Source organism: Allorhizobium ampelinum S4, from assembly GCF_000016285.1.
Taxonomy (GTDB): Bacteria; Pseudomonadota; Alphaproteobacteria; order Rhizobiales; family Rhizobiaceae; genus Allorhizobium; species Allorhizobium ampelinum.
In genome coordinates, this window is sequence record NC_011989.1 from 1,613,698 (window position 1) to 1,629,228 (window position 15,531).

At 57.9% G+C, this 15,531-nt stretch carries 22 protein-coding genes; 19 read left to right on the forward strand and 3 right to left on the reverse strand.

Features of this window, described 5'->3' with window-relative positions; all coding sequences use genetic code 11:
• Positions 1-457: 457 nt before the first annotated feature.
• Together AVI_RS07620 and AVI_RS07625 are read right to left on the reverse strand one after the other, a co-directional pair.
• Complete coding sequence (locus AVI_RS07620) at positions 458-1,465, reverse strand: hypothetical protein (protein WP_015915819.1); 1,008 nt, start codon at positions 1,463-1,465, stop codon at positions 458-460.
• A 413-nt stretch (positions 1,466-1,878) separates the two neighbouring features.
• Positions 1,879-2,487, reverse strand: a complete 609-nt coding sequence (locus AVI_RS07625; protein ID WP_234895292.1) for an XRE family transcriptional regulator — start codon at positions 2,485-2,487, stop codon at positions 1,879-1,881.
• A 120-nt stretch (positions 2,488-2,607) separates the two neighbouring features.
• On the opposite strand from AVI_RS07625, the gene AVI_RS07630 reads away from it, so the two are divergent.
• The 7 genes from AVI_RS07630 to AVI_RS07660 all read left to right on the forward strand — a co-directional run bounded on the left by AVI_RS07630 (position 2,608) and on the right by AVI_RS07660 (position 6,637).
• Complete coding sequence (locus tag AVI_RS07630) at positions 2,608-2,832, forward strand: hypothetical protein (RefSeq protein WP_234895293.1); 225 nt, start codon at positions 2,608-2,610, stop codon at positions 2,830-2,832.
• A gap of 215 nt (positions 2,833-3,047) precedes the next feature.
• Positions 3,048-3,545, forward strand: a complete 498-nt coding sequence (locus tag AVI_RS07635) for a hypothetical protein (protein WP_015915821.1) — start codon at positions 3,048-3,050, stop codon at positions 3,543-3,545.
• Positions 3,542-3,778, forward strand: coding sequence for a hypothetical protein (locus tag AVI_RS07640; protein WP_041696502.1), 237 nt, complete (start codon positions 3,542-3,544; stop codon positions 3,776-3,778). Before AVI_RS07635 ends, AVI_RS07640 begins: the two co-directional genes overlap by 4 nt.
• Positions 3,779-3,863: 85 nt before the next feature.
• Positions 3,864-4,424, forward strand: a complete 561-nt coding sequence (locus tag AVI_RS07645) for a hypothetical protein (protein ID WP_015915822.1) — start codon at positions 3,864-3,866, stop codon at positions 4,422-4,424.
• Complete coding sequence (locus tag AVI_RS07650) at positions 4,421-4,714, forward strand: hypothetical protein (RefSeq protein ID WP_015915823.1); 294 nt, start codon at positions 4,421-4,423, stop codon at positions 4,712-4,714. Before AVI_RS07645 ends, AVI_RS07650 begins: the two co-directional genes overlap by 4 nt.
• On the forward strand, positions 4,711-5,994 hold the full coding sequence (locus AVI_RS07655; protein ID WP_015915824.1) for a helix-turn-helix domain-containing protein: 1,284 nt from the start codon (positions 4,711-4,713) through the stop codon (positions 5,992-5,994). The genes AVI_RS07650 and AVI_RS07655 overlap by 4 nt, the downstream gene beginning before the upstream one ends.
• Positions 5,981-6,637, forward strand: coding sequence for a transcription termination/antitermination NusG family protein (locus AVI_RS07660; RefSeq protein WP_015915825.1), 657 nt, complete (start codon positions 5,981-5,983; stop codon positions 6,635-6,637). Before AVI_RS07655 ends, AVI_RS07660 begins: the two co-directional genes overlap by 14 nt.
• A 224-nt stretch (positions 6,638-6,861) precedes the next feature.
• On the opposite strand, the gene AVI_RS30490 is transcribed toward AVI_RS07660, so the two are convergent.
• Entirely contained in the window at positions 6,862-7,071 is a 210-nt protein-coding gene (locus tag AVI_RS30490; RefSeq protein ID WP_139192368.1) for a hypothetical protein, read from the reverse strand.
• A gap of 234 nt (positions 7,072-7,305) precedes the next feature.
• Between AVI_RS30490 and AVI_RS07670 the strand changes: the two genes are divergently transcribed.
• From AVI_RS07670 to AVI_RS07725, 12 genes are read left to right on the forward strand one after another with little or no spacing between them, the layout of a single operon-like run.
• Positions 7,306-7,773, forward strand: a complete 468-nt coding sequence (locus AVI_RS07670) for a P27 family phage terminase small subunit (protein ID WP_015915826.1) — start codon at positions 7,306-7,308, stop codon at positions 7,771-7,773.
• The gene (locus AVI_RS07675) at positions 7,757-9,571 is read left to right on the forward strand and encodes a terminase large subunit (RefSeq protein WP_015915827.1); all 1,815 of its coding nucleotides are present in this window, start codon (positions 7,757-7,759) and stop codon (positions 9,569-9,571) included. Before AVI_RS07670 ends, AVI_RS07675 begins: the two co-directional genes overlap by 17 nt.
• Before the next feature lie 12 nt (positions 9,572-9,583).
• A complete protein-coding gene (locus AVI_RS07680; RefSeq protein WP_015915828.1) occupies positions 9,584-10,891 on the forward strand; it encodes a phage portal protein in 1,308 nt (435 codons plus the stop codon).
• Positions 10,866-11,462, forward strand: coding sequence for an HK97 family phage prohead protease (locus AVI_RS07685; RefSeq protein ID WP_015915829.1), 597 nt, complete (start codon positions 10,866-10,868; stop codon positions 11,460-11,462). Before AVI_RS07680 ends, AVI_RS07685 begins: the two co-directional genes overlap by 26 nt.
• Before the next feature lie 41 nt (positions 11,463-11,503).
• Positions 11,504-12,775, forward strand: a complete 1,272-nt coding sequence (locus tag AVI_RS07690) for a phage major capsid protein (protein ID WP_041696504.1) — start codon at positions 11,504-11,506, stop codon at positions 12,773-12,775.
• A 60-nt stretch (positions 12,776-12,835) separates the two neighbouring features.
• On the forward strand, positions 12,836-13,117 hold the full coding sequence (locus AVI_RS07695; protein WP_041696506.1) for a hypothetical protein: 282 nt from the start codon (positions 12,836-12,838) through the stop codon (positions 13,115-13,117).
• Positions 13,114-13,662, forward strand: a complete 549-nt coding sequence (locus tag AVI_RS07700) for a head-tail connector protein (protein WP_015915831.1) — start codon at positions 13,114-13,116, stop codon at positions 13,660-13,662. The genes AVI_RS07695 and AVI_RS07700 overlap by 4 nt, the downstream gene beginning before the upstream one ends.
• Positions 13,662-13,859 (forward strand): hypothetical protein, encoded by a 198-nt coding sequence (locus AVI_RS07705; protein WP_041696508.1) that lies wholly within the window; start codon positions 13,662-13,664, stop codon positions 13,857-13,859. The genes AVI_RS07700 and AVI_RS07705 overlap by 1 nt, the downstream gene beginning before the upstream one ends.
• Complete coding sequence (locus AVI_RS07710) at positions 13,834-14,196, forward strand: head-tail adaptor protein (RefSeq protein ID WP_041696509.1); 363 nt, start codon at positions 13,834-13,836, stop codon at positions 14,194-14,196. Before AVI_RS07705 ends, AVI_RS07710 begins: the two co-directional genes overlap by 26 nt.
• Positions 14,193-14,654, forward strand: coding sequence for an HK97 gp10 family phage protein (locus tag AVI_RS07715; protein WP_015915832.1), 462 nt, complete (start codon positions 14,193-14,195; stop codon positions 14,652-14,654). The genes AVI_RS07710 and AVI_RS07715 overlap by 4 nt, the downstream gene beginning before the upstream one ends.
• Positions 14,651-15,058: a DUF3168 domain-containing protein gene (locus tag AVI_RS07720; RefSeq protein ID WP_015915833.1), complete on the forward strand. Its 408-nt coding sequence runs from the start codon at positions 14,651-14,653 to the stop codon at positions 15,056-15,058. The genes AVI_RS07715 and AVI_RS07720 overlap by 4 nt, the downstream gene beginning before the upstream one ends.
• Before the next feature lie 26 nt (positions 15,059-15,084).
• Positions 15,085-15,528, forward strand: coding sequence for a phage tail tube protein (locus tag AVI_RS07725; RefSeq protein WP_015915834.1), 444 nt, complete (start codon positions 15,085-15,087; stop codon positions 15,526-15,528).
• The last annotated feature ends 3 nt before the right edge of the window (positions 15,529-15,531 follow it).

A 15,531-nucleotide genomic window follows, 5' to 3' on the forward strand; every position in this document is an offset into this window, starting at 1 on the left:
TGTGGGGGTGGAGGCCTTCCGGCGGCGTCTCTGCATCTCCACCGGACGGGGTGGAAATCGGCTAGGTTGGGCCGCTGGATGAGCATAAGGCGGTAATATAACCGCTGTCAATATAGATACGGTAATTTTACCGCTTATTTGAGTCGCGCAGGCGACATAGCATTTTTCTTAAACGATATGGTGTGGGGCGATAGTTTGGTTAAATGCGTTACCGATGATCGCGAGATATCGTTGCCGGAAATTTCAGACAGATAAATCGCGCGTTTCGTGAAATCGAAGGCTTTCCGATGCTTATACAAAGAAGACCAGACCACCGCCAGCGTCCGCGTAGGAGACGCTTTGCTGAAAAAAATGCCGGAGTTCCTGTCCGGCAAGTGGAGTCTTATGCAAAGACTGAAATATCAGTAACTATATTCGATATACTAAAAACGTCAGTTCAATTATTATCCTATTTACGTTATTCAATATCCATATACCAAAATTTCTTGATGGCATATTTGTATAATATCAAATCAAGATTGATGCATTTTTTAATTTCTTCGTTTACGCTTCTGAAATTCATGAATTCACGTTCAACCAAATCTGGAGTGACATTTTCTTTAAGATATCTCAGTGGAAGTCCGAAAACTTCACTAAATATTCGAAAACTTTGACGCGAGCGTTCTGCTAACCCAATGAAGGAAAAATGCGTGTCGATATTTTTAATAGCCCTTTGCAGATCTTCTTCCGTCACAGGTTCTTCAGGTTGGATGCCTGCGATTGTCCTGGTATAATAGTTGTCGAATTCCGGCCTATTAACAGTATTTACAGCATCAACAATGTTTTCTGCCGCCAATATACTATGGTCACGCTGGACGTATTTGGCGAAAAAATACAATGAAGTTACAAAATCATAGGGGTTGCGGAGGACCGTCATATAGGTAACAGGACGTGCAATCTGCTCATGAATTCCGTAAAGAACATGGCCATAAGCGACATCAAGCCTATCCACTGAGAGCGAAGACAAGCTCTTGATAGCTGAAAAATCACGGTGATAAAGCGGCAACAAAAACAGGTTCTTTCGGTGCTCTTCGAGCGCCAGACGAAGACTGGTGCCGCCAGTTTTAGGCATATGCAATATGATTTTCAGCGGCTGAGTTGTCGTTTCCAGTCGATCTTTATATCGGAAGCAACCTTGAGCAACCGTTTGCGTCCTGACCCGGACATCAAAAATGATAGCATGGCCATTGTCTCTGGCGCTTTGTCCTATATCGCAGACCACATGCCAGCCAATCGAAGCCCAGCCTGCCCCAAGAACCTCTTCGACATCCGGTCGAGCAACTGTGTGAACATTATCAACCCTATCGCCATTCAGATAGACATCGAAACTGTCACGCTGACCGAAAAACGCTACCCACCCCTGAAATTCCACAACCGGCCAGACCAAAGCATCTTGTGTCGTATCGATCCTCGCTTGGACAAACATATCTCCTATTCTATAACTCGACTCTATAGACATCCCAGAAACTCTTCCCCCTAATTCCGTGGTCAAAAATACTCAAGAAACTCCGAATCTTGAAATATCTATCATCTCAAATACCCTATATCTTGTGGGATGTGAAAATGAAAAGCGCTATGCCATTTTTTCATGAAACTGCAGTTATAAACAGTCAATTTCAGCCTGAAAACGACAGATTTTTGGTTTTTTAGCTTGTGTTGATATTTTCGAAAACATCAGGCCTGCTCTGATTTGAAATGCATCAGACATCCGCTTAAAGGATATCATTGTGGGTCAACAATCACCCACGCCAGACGCACGGTTTTCGAACGCCGCTCCTAGCCAGTAAAATCGAAATCGTAAATCAGTTTGGTGAGTTTCAGAACTGAGACCGCCATTAATTACATTTCGATAACAGACCGAGACACCCGCCCAAACACATTGGGTGTACTGTTGTCATTTGGATATATTGTCTCGTGTTCCGGATTTGTCGATACCGGCTCAAATCTCATTGGGCTTTGGCGATACCTTTTGTAGGTTGCGCTGCCATCAACGTCCTGAATGATATAGCACGCATTATGGCTTAACTTGCGGTCTGCTCGGTTCACGAAGATCACAGAGCCGGGCGGAGATATGCGATCCATTGAATCGCCCTGTACTTCCAAAGCCACCCAGTCACCATCCGGCAGGCCCGAGGTTTCGATTGTTGGGAACTCATCAAAGCTGTGTACCGTGTCGGCAGTGTCAAAAGCTCCAGCGCTTACCCACGAAATTTTGGGCACCCTGAACTGATTCGCATTGCTGCTCCCTTCCAGCAGCCATGATGGCGTAGTCTGCAATACGGGTGCAAGTTTAATGAGAGTTGTTATGGATATTCCGTCGCGACCGCTTTTGCAGGCGCGTTGAATATTGCGGATAGCGTCCTTGCTTATGCCAGCCTTTACAGACGCCGCATTCGCGCTCAAACCAACCGTGTCGAGCCGTTCCTGAATTCTGTTGAGAATATCCATTAGCATATGCGGTAATCTAACCGTAGCAAATGTCTCATGATAGCGGTAATAAAACCGTTGACATGAGCGGTAAAATAACCGCTTATCGCTTCTATGTTAGACATCGGGCACCTTTTGAGATTGAGCGATATCTACTCCTACGCCAGTAGCGTATCGGAGAAGACTGTCAGCTACCGTGTTTTTGGCGACAGTAAAAAATTGGCGGCGCTACGAGCGGGTTCCGACATCGGTGTAAACCGCTTCAATTCCGCGCTTGGCTGGTTTGCTAACAATTGGCCAGAGGGTGTTGAATGGCCTGATGGGGTTTATCGCCCTGAGCCGAAATCCTTGGAGGTCGCCCAATGATGGCGCAGCCCTTCTCTCCATACCCTTCGCGCTGGCTCTCCTCCCAGCCACGCGCAGCCCGCACCAGGTTGTTTAGCGTCCGATCTGGTGCGGGCAAGTTTCGGTTTGCATGCGGTCCTCCCTGAGTATCTGACGGCCCATTCCTCACATTTTTGATCAATTCCCACCACGGGAAAAACGCCGGAGATTTCCCGGCGCGGGAAAGGTTTTGTTTTATGCACACAAGCGCTTGGTTTCATCGCATCAAAGCGGCGCAACGCGATCTGATTAGGCTGGTTGGCGGTATCGAGCGGGCGTCGGAGATCTCGTCTGTCTCCCCCAGCCATATCGGCCGGATGAACAACCCGCGTGATACGGATTTGATGCCGATTTCGGTTGTCTATGCCCTGGAGAGCGAATGCGGCCTGCCTCTTGTCACCTCGGCTATGGCGGAATTGAGCGGTCGGCGGTTGACGGACCCGGAAGGCGACCGTGCTGTCGAGCAAAGCGCCATCCTTGCCTATGCTGATATGATGCAGCAGGCAGGTGATCTTTTCTCCGGTGCGGCCATTGCGTTTTCCGATCTCGTTGCGACCCCGGCGGAAGCCACCAAGATGGACCGGGATGCGGCTGCGCTCGAAGCGAAGATTGGTGTGTTTCGCAAGGCGCTTGCCGGTGTGAAAGCGAGGGGCGGGGAAAAATTCGGCCTTCGGGTTGTGGGAGATCAGCCATGATCGACGCAACCTTGACCCCGCTGTTCGCGCGGCCCTTGAGTGCGCGGGCTCGGGGCTTCCTGCGCAAGCTCAAAATCCATGGTGGTCGACTGATCGTGCCTGATGGCCCTGACCGGCTGTTGGCGAATGATTGCCGTGCCTGCGGTTATGTGCTGATCCGCGAGGATCAGAAGACGGTGCTGCTGACTGGTCTCGGGCAGGCTTATCTTGATCGTCTGATGAGGGCGAACTGATGGCCGGTTATACGTCAGTCAAGTTTCCCAAGCCCGGTTCTGCCGGGCTTTCCCTTATTCTCGCAGTAAACAAGGTGGCGGCATCATGCACGATGTGAACCGCCAACGTGAGGTCTCGACGGTGAACCGGCTCAAGGGGTCGGCTGAGCGTCTGAATGATGATGTTTGGACGCTGGAAGCGGATCGGGGCGGGTTGCGCCTGGTGGTGCATCGGCTGATGGGCGAGCAAGTGCATATTGCCACCATTCACCCGGCCGCCTTGCATGACGAACGGGACCTGATCTGTGGGGCGCTCGATCATTTGCGCCTGTTTCTTCGTCTTGTGGATCGGGCAGCGGTTGCGGTGCGCGATCTGCGGGGTGAACTGGAGGCGCAGCACAATAGCCAGCCAGCGGCCCGATCGCACAAGCCGAACCACGCGGCGCAAGCCTCCATTCTGCTGTCCCACGCAGCCTTTCACCGGTTTCTGAGCGAGACCGGCGGTGGGCGCGTGGTTGACGACAAAGACACTGCCGACGCGGCCCTCAAGGACCGTCTCGGCATCACCAGCAAAAAACAGATCAATGAAGATGACCGTGTCAGAGCGGCCTGGCTCTCGCTGTTTGGCGAGTACGAGGCGTGGCTGCGCGGCGGGGGTGAAGGATGACCGGGCTACTTCCAATCGTAGAGCAGCTTTGCGATTGCCAGACGGACGCGGAGCGAGCCGACTGGCTGCTGCGGGTACCGCAGGGTGTCATTTACCGCGACCATGCCTCGATCTGCATGGTGTTGCGGACGGCCGGGTTTTTGGCCGGTGTCGATTATATCGATGCCGAGTTTGCGGCGATCAATTCCACGCGGAGCAGGCAGGGCTGCTGGCGCGATAGCGTGTTGCTGACCATTGGTGCGGCCAGAGCGGCGATGCTGGACGTGGCGCGCAAAGGCGGTGCGGCATGATGGAGCCTGATCACGGCGCAACATCGCGGGCATGGTCCTGGCGTCATGCCGTTGCCAAATCCGGCCTGCCGCCGATCACGCGGCTGGTGCTGCATACGCTCGGCCTGAAGATGGATGCAACGGGTGGCTCCTGCTATCCGCCCGTCTCAGAACTGGTCGAGCTATCCGGCCTCGATAAGAAAACAATCCTGAAGCATCTGGATCTGGCAGAACAGGCGGGCTGGATCGAAGTCACCCAGCACGGCTTTCGCGGTCAAAAATGGAAGCGCAATGAGTATATCGCGCGCTGGCCGGGCCGCGATCTGGCCGGTCATGCTGCTGCGAGTTCTGTCGCAAATTCGCAAGCTGGTGGAGGAGATACACCACCTTTTGAGGGTGAGATTTTGCCGGAAGGTGGTGGAGCAGCTCCACCGCCTTGCGCGGAAAAGGTGGTGGAAATGGCGCCCGAAGGTGGTGGAAATGGTTCCACAAAGGTGGTGGAGCAGCTCCACCAAGATAAGATTCTTCCAGCTAACTCTCCAAACAACTCTCCCACCGCAGGCGCGGGGCGGGGGGAATTTTCGAGAGAGGAATTGCGAAAGATCGATCTCGCCTTCAAGCGCTGGTATCCGACGTGGCCGAATTACGACAAGAGCAGCGACACGGCTGCGAGGAAGGCGTGGTTTGCCCTGACGGCAGATCAGCGGGCGGCCTGCATCGAGAAAACTCCGGCCTACATCCAGTGGATCGGCAAAGGCACGTTCACCTTCGCCGCTGTGTTCCTGCGAGACCGGGCTTGGGAAAAGATGCCTGAGGTTGCCCAGGCGGTCCAAACCCATGCCACTGCGAAGGTGTGCGGCAAGCTCTGGATGGGCAGGCGCTTGGAAGCGCTGCTTTGCGAGCCGACAGGCCAGTTCGTGTTCACGGCGTTCGATAATCGGCGGCTGGCTTCTGGCGCGATCAGCCGGGAAGCCCTGGTTTGGGAAAAGCGCCGGGAACACGGCTGGCCGCTGGTGAGCCGGATGCGCGACCTTGCCCGTCGCAATGAGCCGTTCGTCACCTCGGTGGACCTGCTGCCGCTGGTTGCCAGCTTCGAGCGGGTCGAAAGCAGCAGTGCGCTGTTTGCGGCCTGGAAGCGCCTGCACGAACGCCGTGGCTGGATGTTCGTCGAGGGCCTGCGCGACTGGAATTATTTCCCGCCCGTTGACCCGGATCAGCCCGATCTCGACGCGGCGGTCGAGGCGGCACTCGACCATTTCCAAACCAGCCTGAGCGAGGGACGCACCCATGATGCAGCATAACGGGAAACTTCTGGATGGCGTCTCGGACGAGGGTCTTTCACGCTTGGCTTACGTCAACGCCATGGAGGCCAAGCGGCAACGCCAAGTGGCGATGGCAAGGCGTGACCGTCCCGAGTTCGACCGTTTGGCGCGCTGGGTGGTAGCCAGCTGCAAGAGCGGTATGGAACAGGTGATCCGGGATTCGCTCGACCAGCAGGGAATCGAGTGCTGGTGCCCATGCGAACGTCACAAGTGGCCGCCTCGGCGGGGTAAGCAAGCTGTGGAAATCCAGCGGGCGCTGTTTCGGGGCTACCTGTTCGTGAAGGTCATTCCCGACAATGAAGCCTTCGTCGGATTGATGCTTGCATCCAAGCTTCGCGGGCTGATGGGCAAGGATGGCAAACCGCACCTGATGCCCGAACCATTGATGCGCCAACTGATGCTCTCGGCCAAGAAAGCGGAAAGAAAACATATGGATGTGGGCGACGTGCCACCAATGCCGGATGTGCTGGGCAAGCAGGTGACGATCCGTTCCGGCCCGTTTGCCGACTTCGTGGTGACGGTGCGCAAGGTGCTGTCGAAGCGTGGCCAGGTGGTCGTTGATGTGCCGATGTTTGGCGGTATGAGCGAAATCACGATGGGGATTGACTTCATTTCTGACTGAGATTATCGCTTGAAACGTGGAGAGGCGAGCAGCGCCTTTCCCATCGAGATGACCGGGGCGTCTGATGCTCCCAAGGGATTGATGTTCTCCCCCGGCCTCGCTCTGATCCAAGCCAATAGGCGATGCGATTCAGGGCCAGTGCGTAAGCTATGACCAGATGAATGATGACGAGGCGGCCAGATGGTCGCCTTTTTGCGTTCAAGGATATGGCGACAGATCAGAGATCAGATGAGGCCAAGGGCTGGCGCTCTTGGTATTACACCACGAGGTGGCGAGCCATCCGGTCGCTCCAGCTGAAGCGGGAACCCTATTGCCGTATGTGTCGGCAGCAAGGCAAGCTCAGGAAGGGCTTCATCTGCGATCACATCGAGCGCCATAGCGGCAACGCCGAGAAGTTCTGGAACGGACCTTTCCAAACCCTGTGCAAGAAGCATCACGACGCGACCAAGCAACGGGAAGAGCATCGTGGCTTCTCGACTGCCATGGGAGCGAATGGCTGGCCTACCGATCCCAGACACCCGGCGAACCGGACCTGACCCCTCGGCTGATGGTCGAGGGCAGGGGGTGGGTCAGCCTTGAACCCGATCCTCCTCCCGCACCGGCGTTGGTCATTTCTGTGTAGTGAGTGGAAATTGGAGACAAAAAGCCACTCTTGATGAGGTTGCCCAATGAAGGGACGCAAGCCCTCCTCCGAAAACGTCGTCCCGCTGAAGACCGAGGACGGCCAGGGCGCGAACTTCGAGGCGCGGGCGGCGGCCAAGGCGCGGGAGCTGCGGCCGGATGACCTGCCGTTCGATGTGCGCGCCATATGGGATCGGATCGCACCGCCGCTGTGTGATCCCCGCAAAAACCGGTTGAATGAAGTCAACGTTTACATGTTCGAACAGCTCTGCTGGACGATAGCCCGCCATGAGCGGTTGCGGCTCGATGTGCGGGAAGGCGGGGAAACCTATGAGAGCCAAACCCGCAACGGCACCCAGTTGAAGAGCCGCCCGGAAGTCAGCCAGTTGAATGAGACGTGGCGGCAGATCCGGGCGCTGGCGAGTGATTTTGGCATGACGCCGTCTGCCGAGCGTGGCTTGCAGGCGACCGGCCAGCTAGGATTTGAGTTCCCGACCGATGATGGATTCGATTGATGTCGAGATCCCGGATGTCAGCTATGACGATGATCCGGTGACCGCCTGGGCGACGGATGTGGTGCGCGGCGATATCGTTGCCGGTCCCCATGTTCGCAATGCCTGCCGTCGTCACCTGCGCGATCTCATCGACGGCCCGGCCCGGGGACTGGTCTGGGATCTGGAGACCTCGAACAAGCGGATCAAGTGGTTCGGCTCCAAGCTGCGTCTGAATGGCGGGCAATTCGAGGGACGGCGGTTTCGGCTGCATCCGAGCCAGGCCTTTCGGGTCGGTTCGCTGTTCGGCTGGAAATGGGCCGATACCGGCTTGCGGCGGTTCCGGCGCTTCTATGACGAAGAAGGCAAGGGCAACGGCAAGTCGCCATTGCTGGCCGGCATTGGCATCTGCATGATGGTGGCCGATGGCGAACCCCGTGCCGAGATCTATGCGGCGGCGGCCAAGAAAGACCAGGCGCAGGTGCTGTTTCGTGATGCGGTTGCCATGCGCGACCAGTCGCCGGAACTGATGAGGCGGATTACCACCTCGGGGGAAAACCCGGTCTGGCAGCTCACGTACATCAGCAAGGGCGGCGACAAGCGGTTCTTCAAACCGATCTCGGCGGATAAGGCGCAATCGGGTCCGCGTCCGTCCTGTGCGCTGTGCGATGAGGTGCATGAACATCCAAACCGCGATGTCATCGAAATGCTGGAGCGCGGCTTTAAATTCCGCAAACAGCCGTTGTTGGTGATGGCGACCAATTCCGGCTCCGACCGCAAATCGATTTGCTGGGAAGAGCATCAGCATGCGGTCAGTGTCGCGGCGGGCATCGTCCAGGACGACACGACATTCGCCTTTGTCTGCTCGCTCGATGAGGGCGATGATTGGGAAAACGATCCGTCCTGCTGGGTGAAGGCAAACCCGCTGCTGGATGTGACGATCACCACGGATTATCTGCATGGGGTCGTTGACCAGGCGCGGATGATGCCCGGCAAACGAAACGGCATTGCCCGGCTGCACTTTTGCGAATGGACGCAATCAGTCAATGCGGCGATCAAGCGTGAGGCCTGGATGGCCTGCCAGAAGGATCTCGATCTTGACTGGCTGATAGAGCAAGGTTTTCCCTGCTATGGCGGCCTCGACCTGTCGCGCACCCGTGACTTTACCGCGCTGACCCTGATCTGGGTGCTTGACAGTACCAAGGATGCTGAGCGGTTTGCGTCAAAGACATGGTTCTGGACACCTGCCGATACGCTGGAGGATCGGGCCAATACCGACCAGGCCCCCTATGACCTCTGGCGTGACCAGGGTTTTATCGAGGCGGTGCCCGGCCAGCGGCTCAAATATCCGTGGCTCGCTGGAGCCTTGGCCGAGATCTGCGCAAAGTTCGAACCGACTGAGATCGGCGCCGACCAGTACGGGTTGGAGCAATTGTCCGAGCATCTGGAAGACCAGGGTGTTTCCCTACCGCTGACCATCCACCCGCAGGGCTTCCAGCGCCGGGTGCTGGAGCGCGATCCTGACGCACCGGATGGTGAGCAGGATATCTATCTCTGGATGCCGCACAGCATCAACAAGCTCGAGAACGCGCTCTATGAGACGCGCATCGAGATCGACCCGAACCCGATGCTGGACAGTTGTGCGGCCAGCACCGTCTTTGCAGAAAACCGCACCGGCCATCGGATGTTCGACAAGGAACATGCCTTTGGCCGCATCGACGGCATGGTGTCTTTGGCCATGTCGATGGGCATGGCGATGTGCCGTGTTCGTGCCTCCCAGGCATCCCCATGGGATGACCCGGATTACTCCATACATCAATAAAGGGGTGGCCTGATGGCATCCAAGAAAGGCAAGGCCGAGCGGCGTTCAACGTCGCTCGAAAGCGAAACCGTGCCGGTCAGCGCCACCAATTTTATGGAGTTCTTCGGGCTTGGCGGCGGCGCACTGCCCACGGTCAATATCGAAACGGCCCTGAAAGTCCCGGCTGTGCAGGCGGCGGTATCGTTTCTGTCGCGGACCCTCGCAACACTTCCGCTGCATGTCTACCGGACGGGCGAACGCGGACCGGTGCGGCTCGGCGGAAAGCTGGCTGTCGTTCTGGAGGAAAACCCGAATGACGAAATGGACACCTCAAAGTTCCGGCGCTTCTTCTGGGAACAGGTGTTTACCGGCGGGCGGGGGCTGGCCTGGATCGAGCGCAAGGGTGCTGGCATCGAGGCGCTTTGGCCGATTGATCCCGGCAGCTGTTCGATCAGGCGGCGTGGCGGGCGGCTGTTCTACAGTTTCGAGGGCAGGGAATATCCAGCCACCGACGTGATCGACATCCCCTATATGCTGAAGCGTAATCTGGTCCAGCATCGCGGCCCGATTGCCATGGCGGAAAAGGCCATCCAACTGGCGCTGGCCATGAACGACTATGCCTCGAACTTCTTTGCAGGCGGCGGCGTTCCGCCCTTGGCGCTGGAAGGGCCGATGCCTGCCAATGACAAGGCCATGCAGCGGGCGCGTGAAGATATCAAGCGGGCGGTGAAGGCGGCGCGAGACGATCAGCTTCCGCTGATCCAGTTGCCGGTCGGCTACAAACTCACCCAAGTGGGTTACGACCCGGCCAAGGGGCAGATGACCGAGGCGCGGCTTTACCAGGTGCAAGAGATTGCCCGCGCCTATCAGATCCCGCCGAACTTCCTTCAGGACTTGAGCCGAGCAACCTTCTCCAATGTCGAGCAGAACGACCTCTATCTGGTCAAGCATCTGGTCAGCCAATGGGCGACGGCGATGGAAGGGGAAATGAACCTGAAGATTTTTGGGCGGATGAATACCCGCCGTTATGTCCGCCACAACCTCGACGGCCTGATGCGCGGTGACTTCAAGAGCCGGTTGGAAGCCTTAGCAACCGGCGTCAATTCGGCGCTGCTGACCCCGAACGAGGGCCGAGAGATTGAAGGCCGTCCACGTGATCCGAACCCGGCTGCCGACCAACTCTACATCCAGGGCGCAACCGTCGCCATCGGCACCAGTGTCATCGACACAAGTGCCCCCGGCACAAATGCGATGGGCGAGAATAGCGACCCGCCGCTCAATGATCCCGCAGCAGACACAGAAAGGCAGGTGACCGATGACACCGAAACCGAAACCGGGTGAGCGTGAGCGCCGCTCGTTGGTGCTGCCGGTGGAAGCCCGGGGCGATGGCGAGCGAATGACGGTGGCAGGCTACGCCGCCAATTTTGGTGACGTCACCACCATCGCCGGGGTGTTCGAAGAGACGATTGCACCAGGCGCTTTTGCCCGGTCGCTGCGGTCTGATGATATCCGCGCCTTCTATGACCATGACACGGCCCATGTGCTGGGTCGCAACCGGGCGGGCACGCTACGGATGTCAGAGGATGCCAAGGGCCTGGCTGTCGAGATCGATCTTCCCGATACCACGGTCGGGCGCGATGTCCGCACCCTGATCGCAAGGGGCGATATCTCCGGCATGTCGTTCGGCTTCGAGGCGATTGGCGAGGAATGGGATTTTTCCAGATCCATGCCGCGCCGAACGCTGACCGACCTCAACCTGTTCGAAGTCTCCATCGTCTCTATCCCGGCCTATGCCGGCACCTCCATTGCCCTGCGGTCGCTTGAACACGCCCGTGGAACCGAAATCCGTTCTCATGGACTGGCCACGCGCCTGCGCCTGAAAATCGGCCTCGACCTGACGCGGCGCTCGTAAGACCCGCGTCCCAACTTTCCCCCACAATCAGGAGCATGACTATGTCGCAAAGACTGAAAGAATTGCGCGAAAAGCAGGCGCGCCTTGTTACCGAGGCCCGCGAACGGCTGGAGGCGATTACGCCTGACACCGATGAGGTTCGGTCCAAGGAACTGGAAAGCGCTCATGATACGGCGATGGCCGAATATGATCGGCTGCAAGGTATCCTCGACCGGGAAGAAAAACTGATCGAGCTGGAAAAGCGCGATGAAGAGCGCCGCGCCAAACAGCGCCCGTTGCGCGATACCCCGGAAATGCGTGGCGACGATCTACCCCAGGGTGGCAAGGTCGAATATCGCAGCGTGTTTGCCAAGGTGGTCTGCGGTGTCAGTCCGTCCGATCTGACCAAGGAAGAGCGCGCGGTGCTGCAGCGTGGCGCTGCCTCGTTTGAGAGCCGCGATCAGGTGACAACCAGTGCCGTTGCGGGTGGCTATACCGTGCCGGTCGAGCTGGAAGCCACGATCATCCAGGCGATGAAAGCCTGGGGGCCGCTTTATGACGAAAACATCTGCACAGTGATCACCACGTCGAAGGGCAACGAAATGCTGGTGCCGACCGTTGACGATACCGACAACGAGGCCGATCCCCTGGCCGAGGCGGCCGATCTCCTGGAAGATGGCAGCGGCGATGTCGAGTTCGGGCAAAAGGTGCTGAACGCCTATGTCTATGCCACGCCGTTCATCAAGTGGTCCTTCGAGCTGGATGCGGATTCGCTGTTCAACATGGAATCGCTGCTCGGCGGCATGATCGGTGAGCGCCTCGGTCGGATCGGGAACCGCAAGCTGACATCGGGAACCGGCCAAAACCAGCCGAACGGCGTGGTGAATGCGGCGGGCCTCGGCGTGACCACGGCGGCCAAGGATGCCTTCACCTTCGACAACATCCTCGAACTGGAGCATTCCATTGATCCTGCTTATCGTGGCTCGCCCAAATGCCGGTACATGTTCCATGACAAGTTCCTGCTGGCCACCCGCAAACTGAAGGATGGCAACGGCAATTACCTTTGGCAGCAGGGGGATGTGCAGAAGGGAACACCGGCCAGCTTCAACGGTCGCGCCTATTCGATCAATCAGCACATGGATGAAGTGACGGCCGACAAGCGGATCGCGCTGTTTGGCGACTTCTCCAAATACTACGTCCGCAAGGTCGGGTCGCCCGTCATCGGCGTGCTGCGCGAACGCTTCTGGCCGAAGGTCGGCATTGCCGGCCTGATCCGCTTCGACGGCGAGCTGGGCGATGCCAACGCCATCAAGGCCATGAAGACGGCGGCCTGATCGCGCCTGGTCACGGTCGGCGCAATCAGCGCCGACCGGTTTCCTGATTGGAGAACAGCCATGAAAATCAAAATGCTGACCGGCGTTGCCGGGACGGACTTTGTTTTGAACCGAGGTGAGGTGACGGATCGCTACGAGATCTCGCAAGCGCGTCGGTTGATCGAAGCAGGCCTTGCCGTTGCCGTCGCGGATGAGCAGGACGGAGAACTTGCCAAGCTTCGCGCCGAAAACATGGTGCTGCGCGCCCAGAAAAGCGAACTGGACACCCTGCGCACCAAGCATGCGGCAACCGTTGCAGCGCTGGCTGCGGCGACTAAGCCGGTGCAAGGCGGTGGCACATGAGCTGGTATGCCGCGACAGTCACGGCGAAAGCGACCGATCTGCCGGTCACGGTCGCGACCGTCAAAGAGCGCTGTGGCATCGATACCGCCCATGATGACGCCATCCTGCAAATGATCATCGAGGAAGTCATCGCGGTTGTCGAGCAGACCTGCAATCTGTCGGTCTCCCCGAAAACCCTGGTGGCGCAATGTGACAGCTGGGCCGATCTGGAGCGTCTGCCGGATGGACCGATGAAACCGGGAAGTAAGCCCATCATCACCTATACATCACCGGATGGTGGGGAAGTTGTCCTCGATCCCGCGCTGTATCGGCTCAAATCCGATGGGCTGACGCTCGGCCTGGTTCCTATCCGATCCTGGCCGCAGGCGCATCGCGGAGCACCTGTGACCGTCACCTATGAGGTCGGCTTTGTTGAGCTGCCCTTTGATCTTCGCCTCGGCATCATCATGCGCGTGGCTGAGATTTACGGCAAGCCGGAAAGCAGCGCGGCGGATGTGGTGACCGACTTCGACCGGCTGCTGGTCAATTGGCGGCGGGGTGCGTGATGCGGGTGCGGTTCCTGGAAGACTTTGACTTCAAACCGATCCGCGCCACCACGATTGCTTACCGCGCCGGCATGGAAGTGACGGTGCTGAAACGCTGCGGCGAACGGGCCGTGGCGGCCGGAAAGGCGGTCGAGATGCCCAAGCCGCCGCGCGAAAGTGCAGGAGGGTCCGATGGCGCGGAAGAGATCGACGGGTGACCTGAAGCACTTGATTGTCTTCGAGCAGCGCGAAGAGATCGACCGAGGCGACGGCGTCACCGTCGCATCATGGGTTGAGCGCTATCGTTGCCGAGCGGGTTTTGTCCATCTTCGTGGTGGCGAGACTGTGATGGCGGATCGGCTGCAAGGCGAGCATTCGCAGGTGATTTTTGTGCGCGATTGCAGCGAGGCGCGGGAGGTCGAAACCGATTGGCGCATTCGTGACCTCGATACAGAGCGCCTCTTTAATATCCGAGACGTGACTGCCGGCGAATGGACCGACAGCGACCGACGCTGGATCGACTTCCTCTGCCAGAGCGGCGGGGTGGCTGGATGAGCAAGATCCTCAATCTCGCCAAACTGGACCGGAAAATCAAGCGCCTGCCAGACTTGGCCAATGCCGAAATCAAGGCCGGCATTGAAGCGGCGGCCGATGGCGTCGTTGCCATGATGAAGAACCTGGTCGCGGTCGAAGACGGCACGCTTCGCGATAGCATCGGCTGGACCTGGGGCAAGGTGCCGAAAGGGTCTGGGATTGTGGCCGCGGTCAAATCGCAGATGGGCAATGATCTCTCCATCACCATCTATGCCGGCAGCACCGAGGCCTATTATGCCCGCTGGGTGGAATATGGCACGGCACCTCACAAGAATGGCGGCATGTATGCCGGCTCAGAAAACCCCGGCACCAGGGCGCGGCCGTTCTTCTATGTGTCCTGGCGGGCCAGCAAAAAGTCAGCCAAGCGAGCGGTGCGCAAAGCTGTCCGAACCGCAGCGCGAAAGGTAGCCACCTCATGAGCGAAGATGCGGCCCATGAATTGCAGGTGGCGATTGTCACCTGCCTGAAAGCCGATGCTGATGTGACGGCTTTAATCGCCGGTCGCGTCTATGACCGGGTGCCGCAAGGTGTCAGCCTGCCTTATGTGTCCTTCGGCCCAACCCAGGAACTGCCCGAAGATGCCGATGGCCTGGATCTGTCCGACCTGTTCATTCAGTTGAGCGTCTGGTCGGACGATCCTGGCTTTGCCGAGGGGCGGCGGATTGCCAAGGCGGTCGTTGCGGCGCTGTCCGGTGATACGCTTTCCCTCAATGACAATGCGCTTGTCTATCTCGAACTGGATAGCCGACGCGATCTGCGCGACCCGGACGGACTGACCACGCATATTGCGCTGACCTTCCGGGCCGGTATCGAAAATCACTGACACTTTTCCAAAATCAGGAGGCCATCATGGCACAAGCAACCACCATGCGTGGCGGGAAGATCCGTGTTCTGCTCGGAAATTCCGCCACCCCTATCGTCTATTCCGCGCCTTGCGGCTTTACCCAGCGGTCGGTGTCTCTCGATAAGGGCCTGGAGGAAAGCTCTATCCCTGATTGCGATGATCCCGATACCGTAGATTGGATTGGCCGTGATGCCTCGTCGCTCTCTATGTCGATCTCAGGCGAGGGTGTTCTGGCGCAGGAAAGCGTTGAGACCTGGCTCGATGCCTGGGAAGACATCGACAGCATTCCGGTTAAGGTTGAATGGGAGTTCCCGGCCAAGACCATAACCTGGACAGGCCGCATGCATGTCGAGAAGTTCGAAGGTGCTGGCGACAACGGCAAGCGCGCCACGGCCAGCATCTCGATGCAGAGCGACGGTAAGATGACCCGCGTGGTCACCCCGAAATGAGGA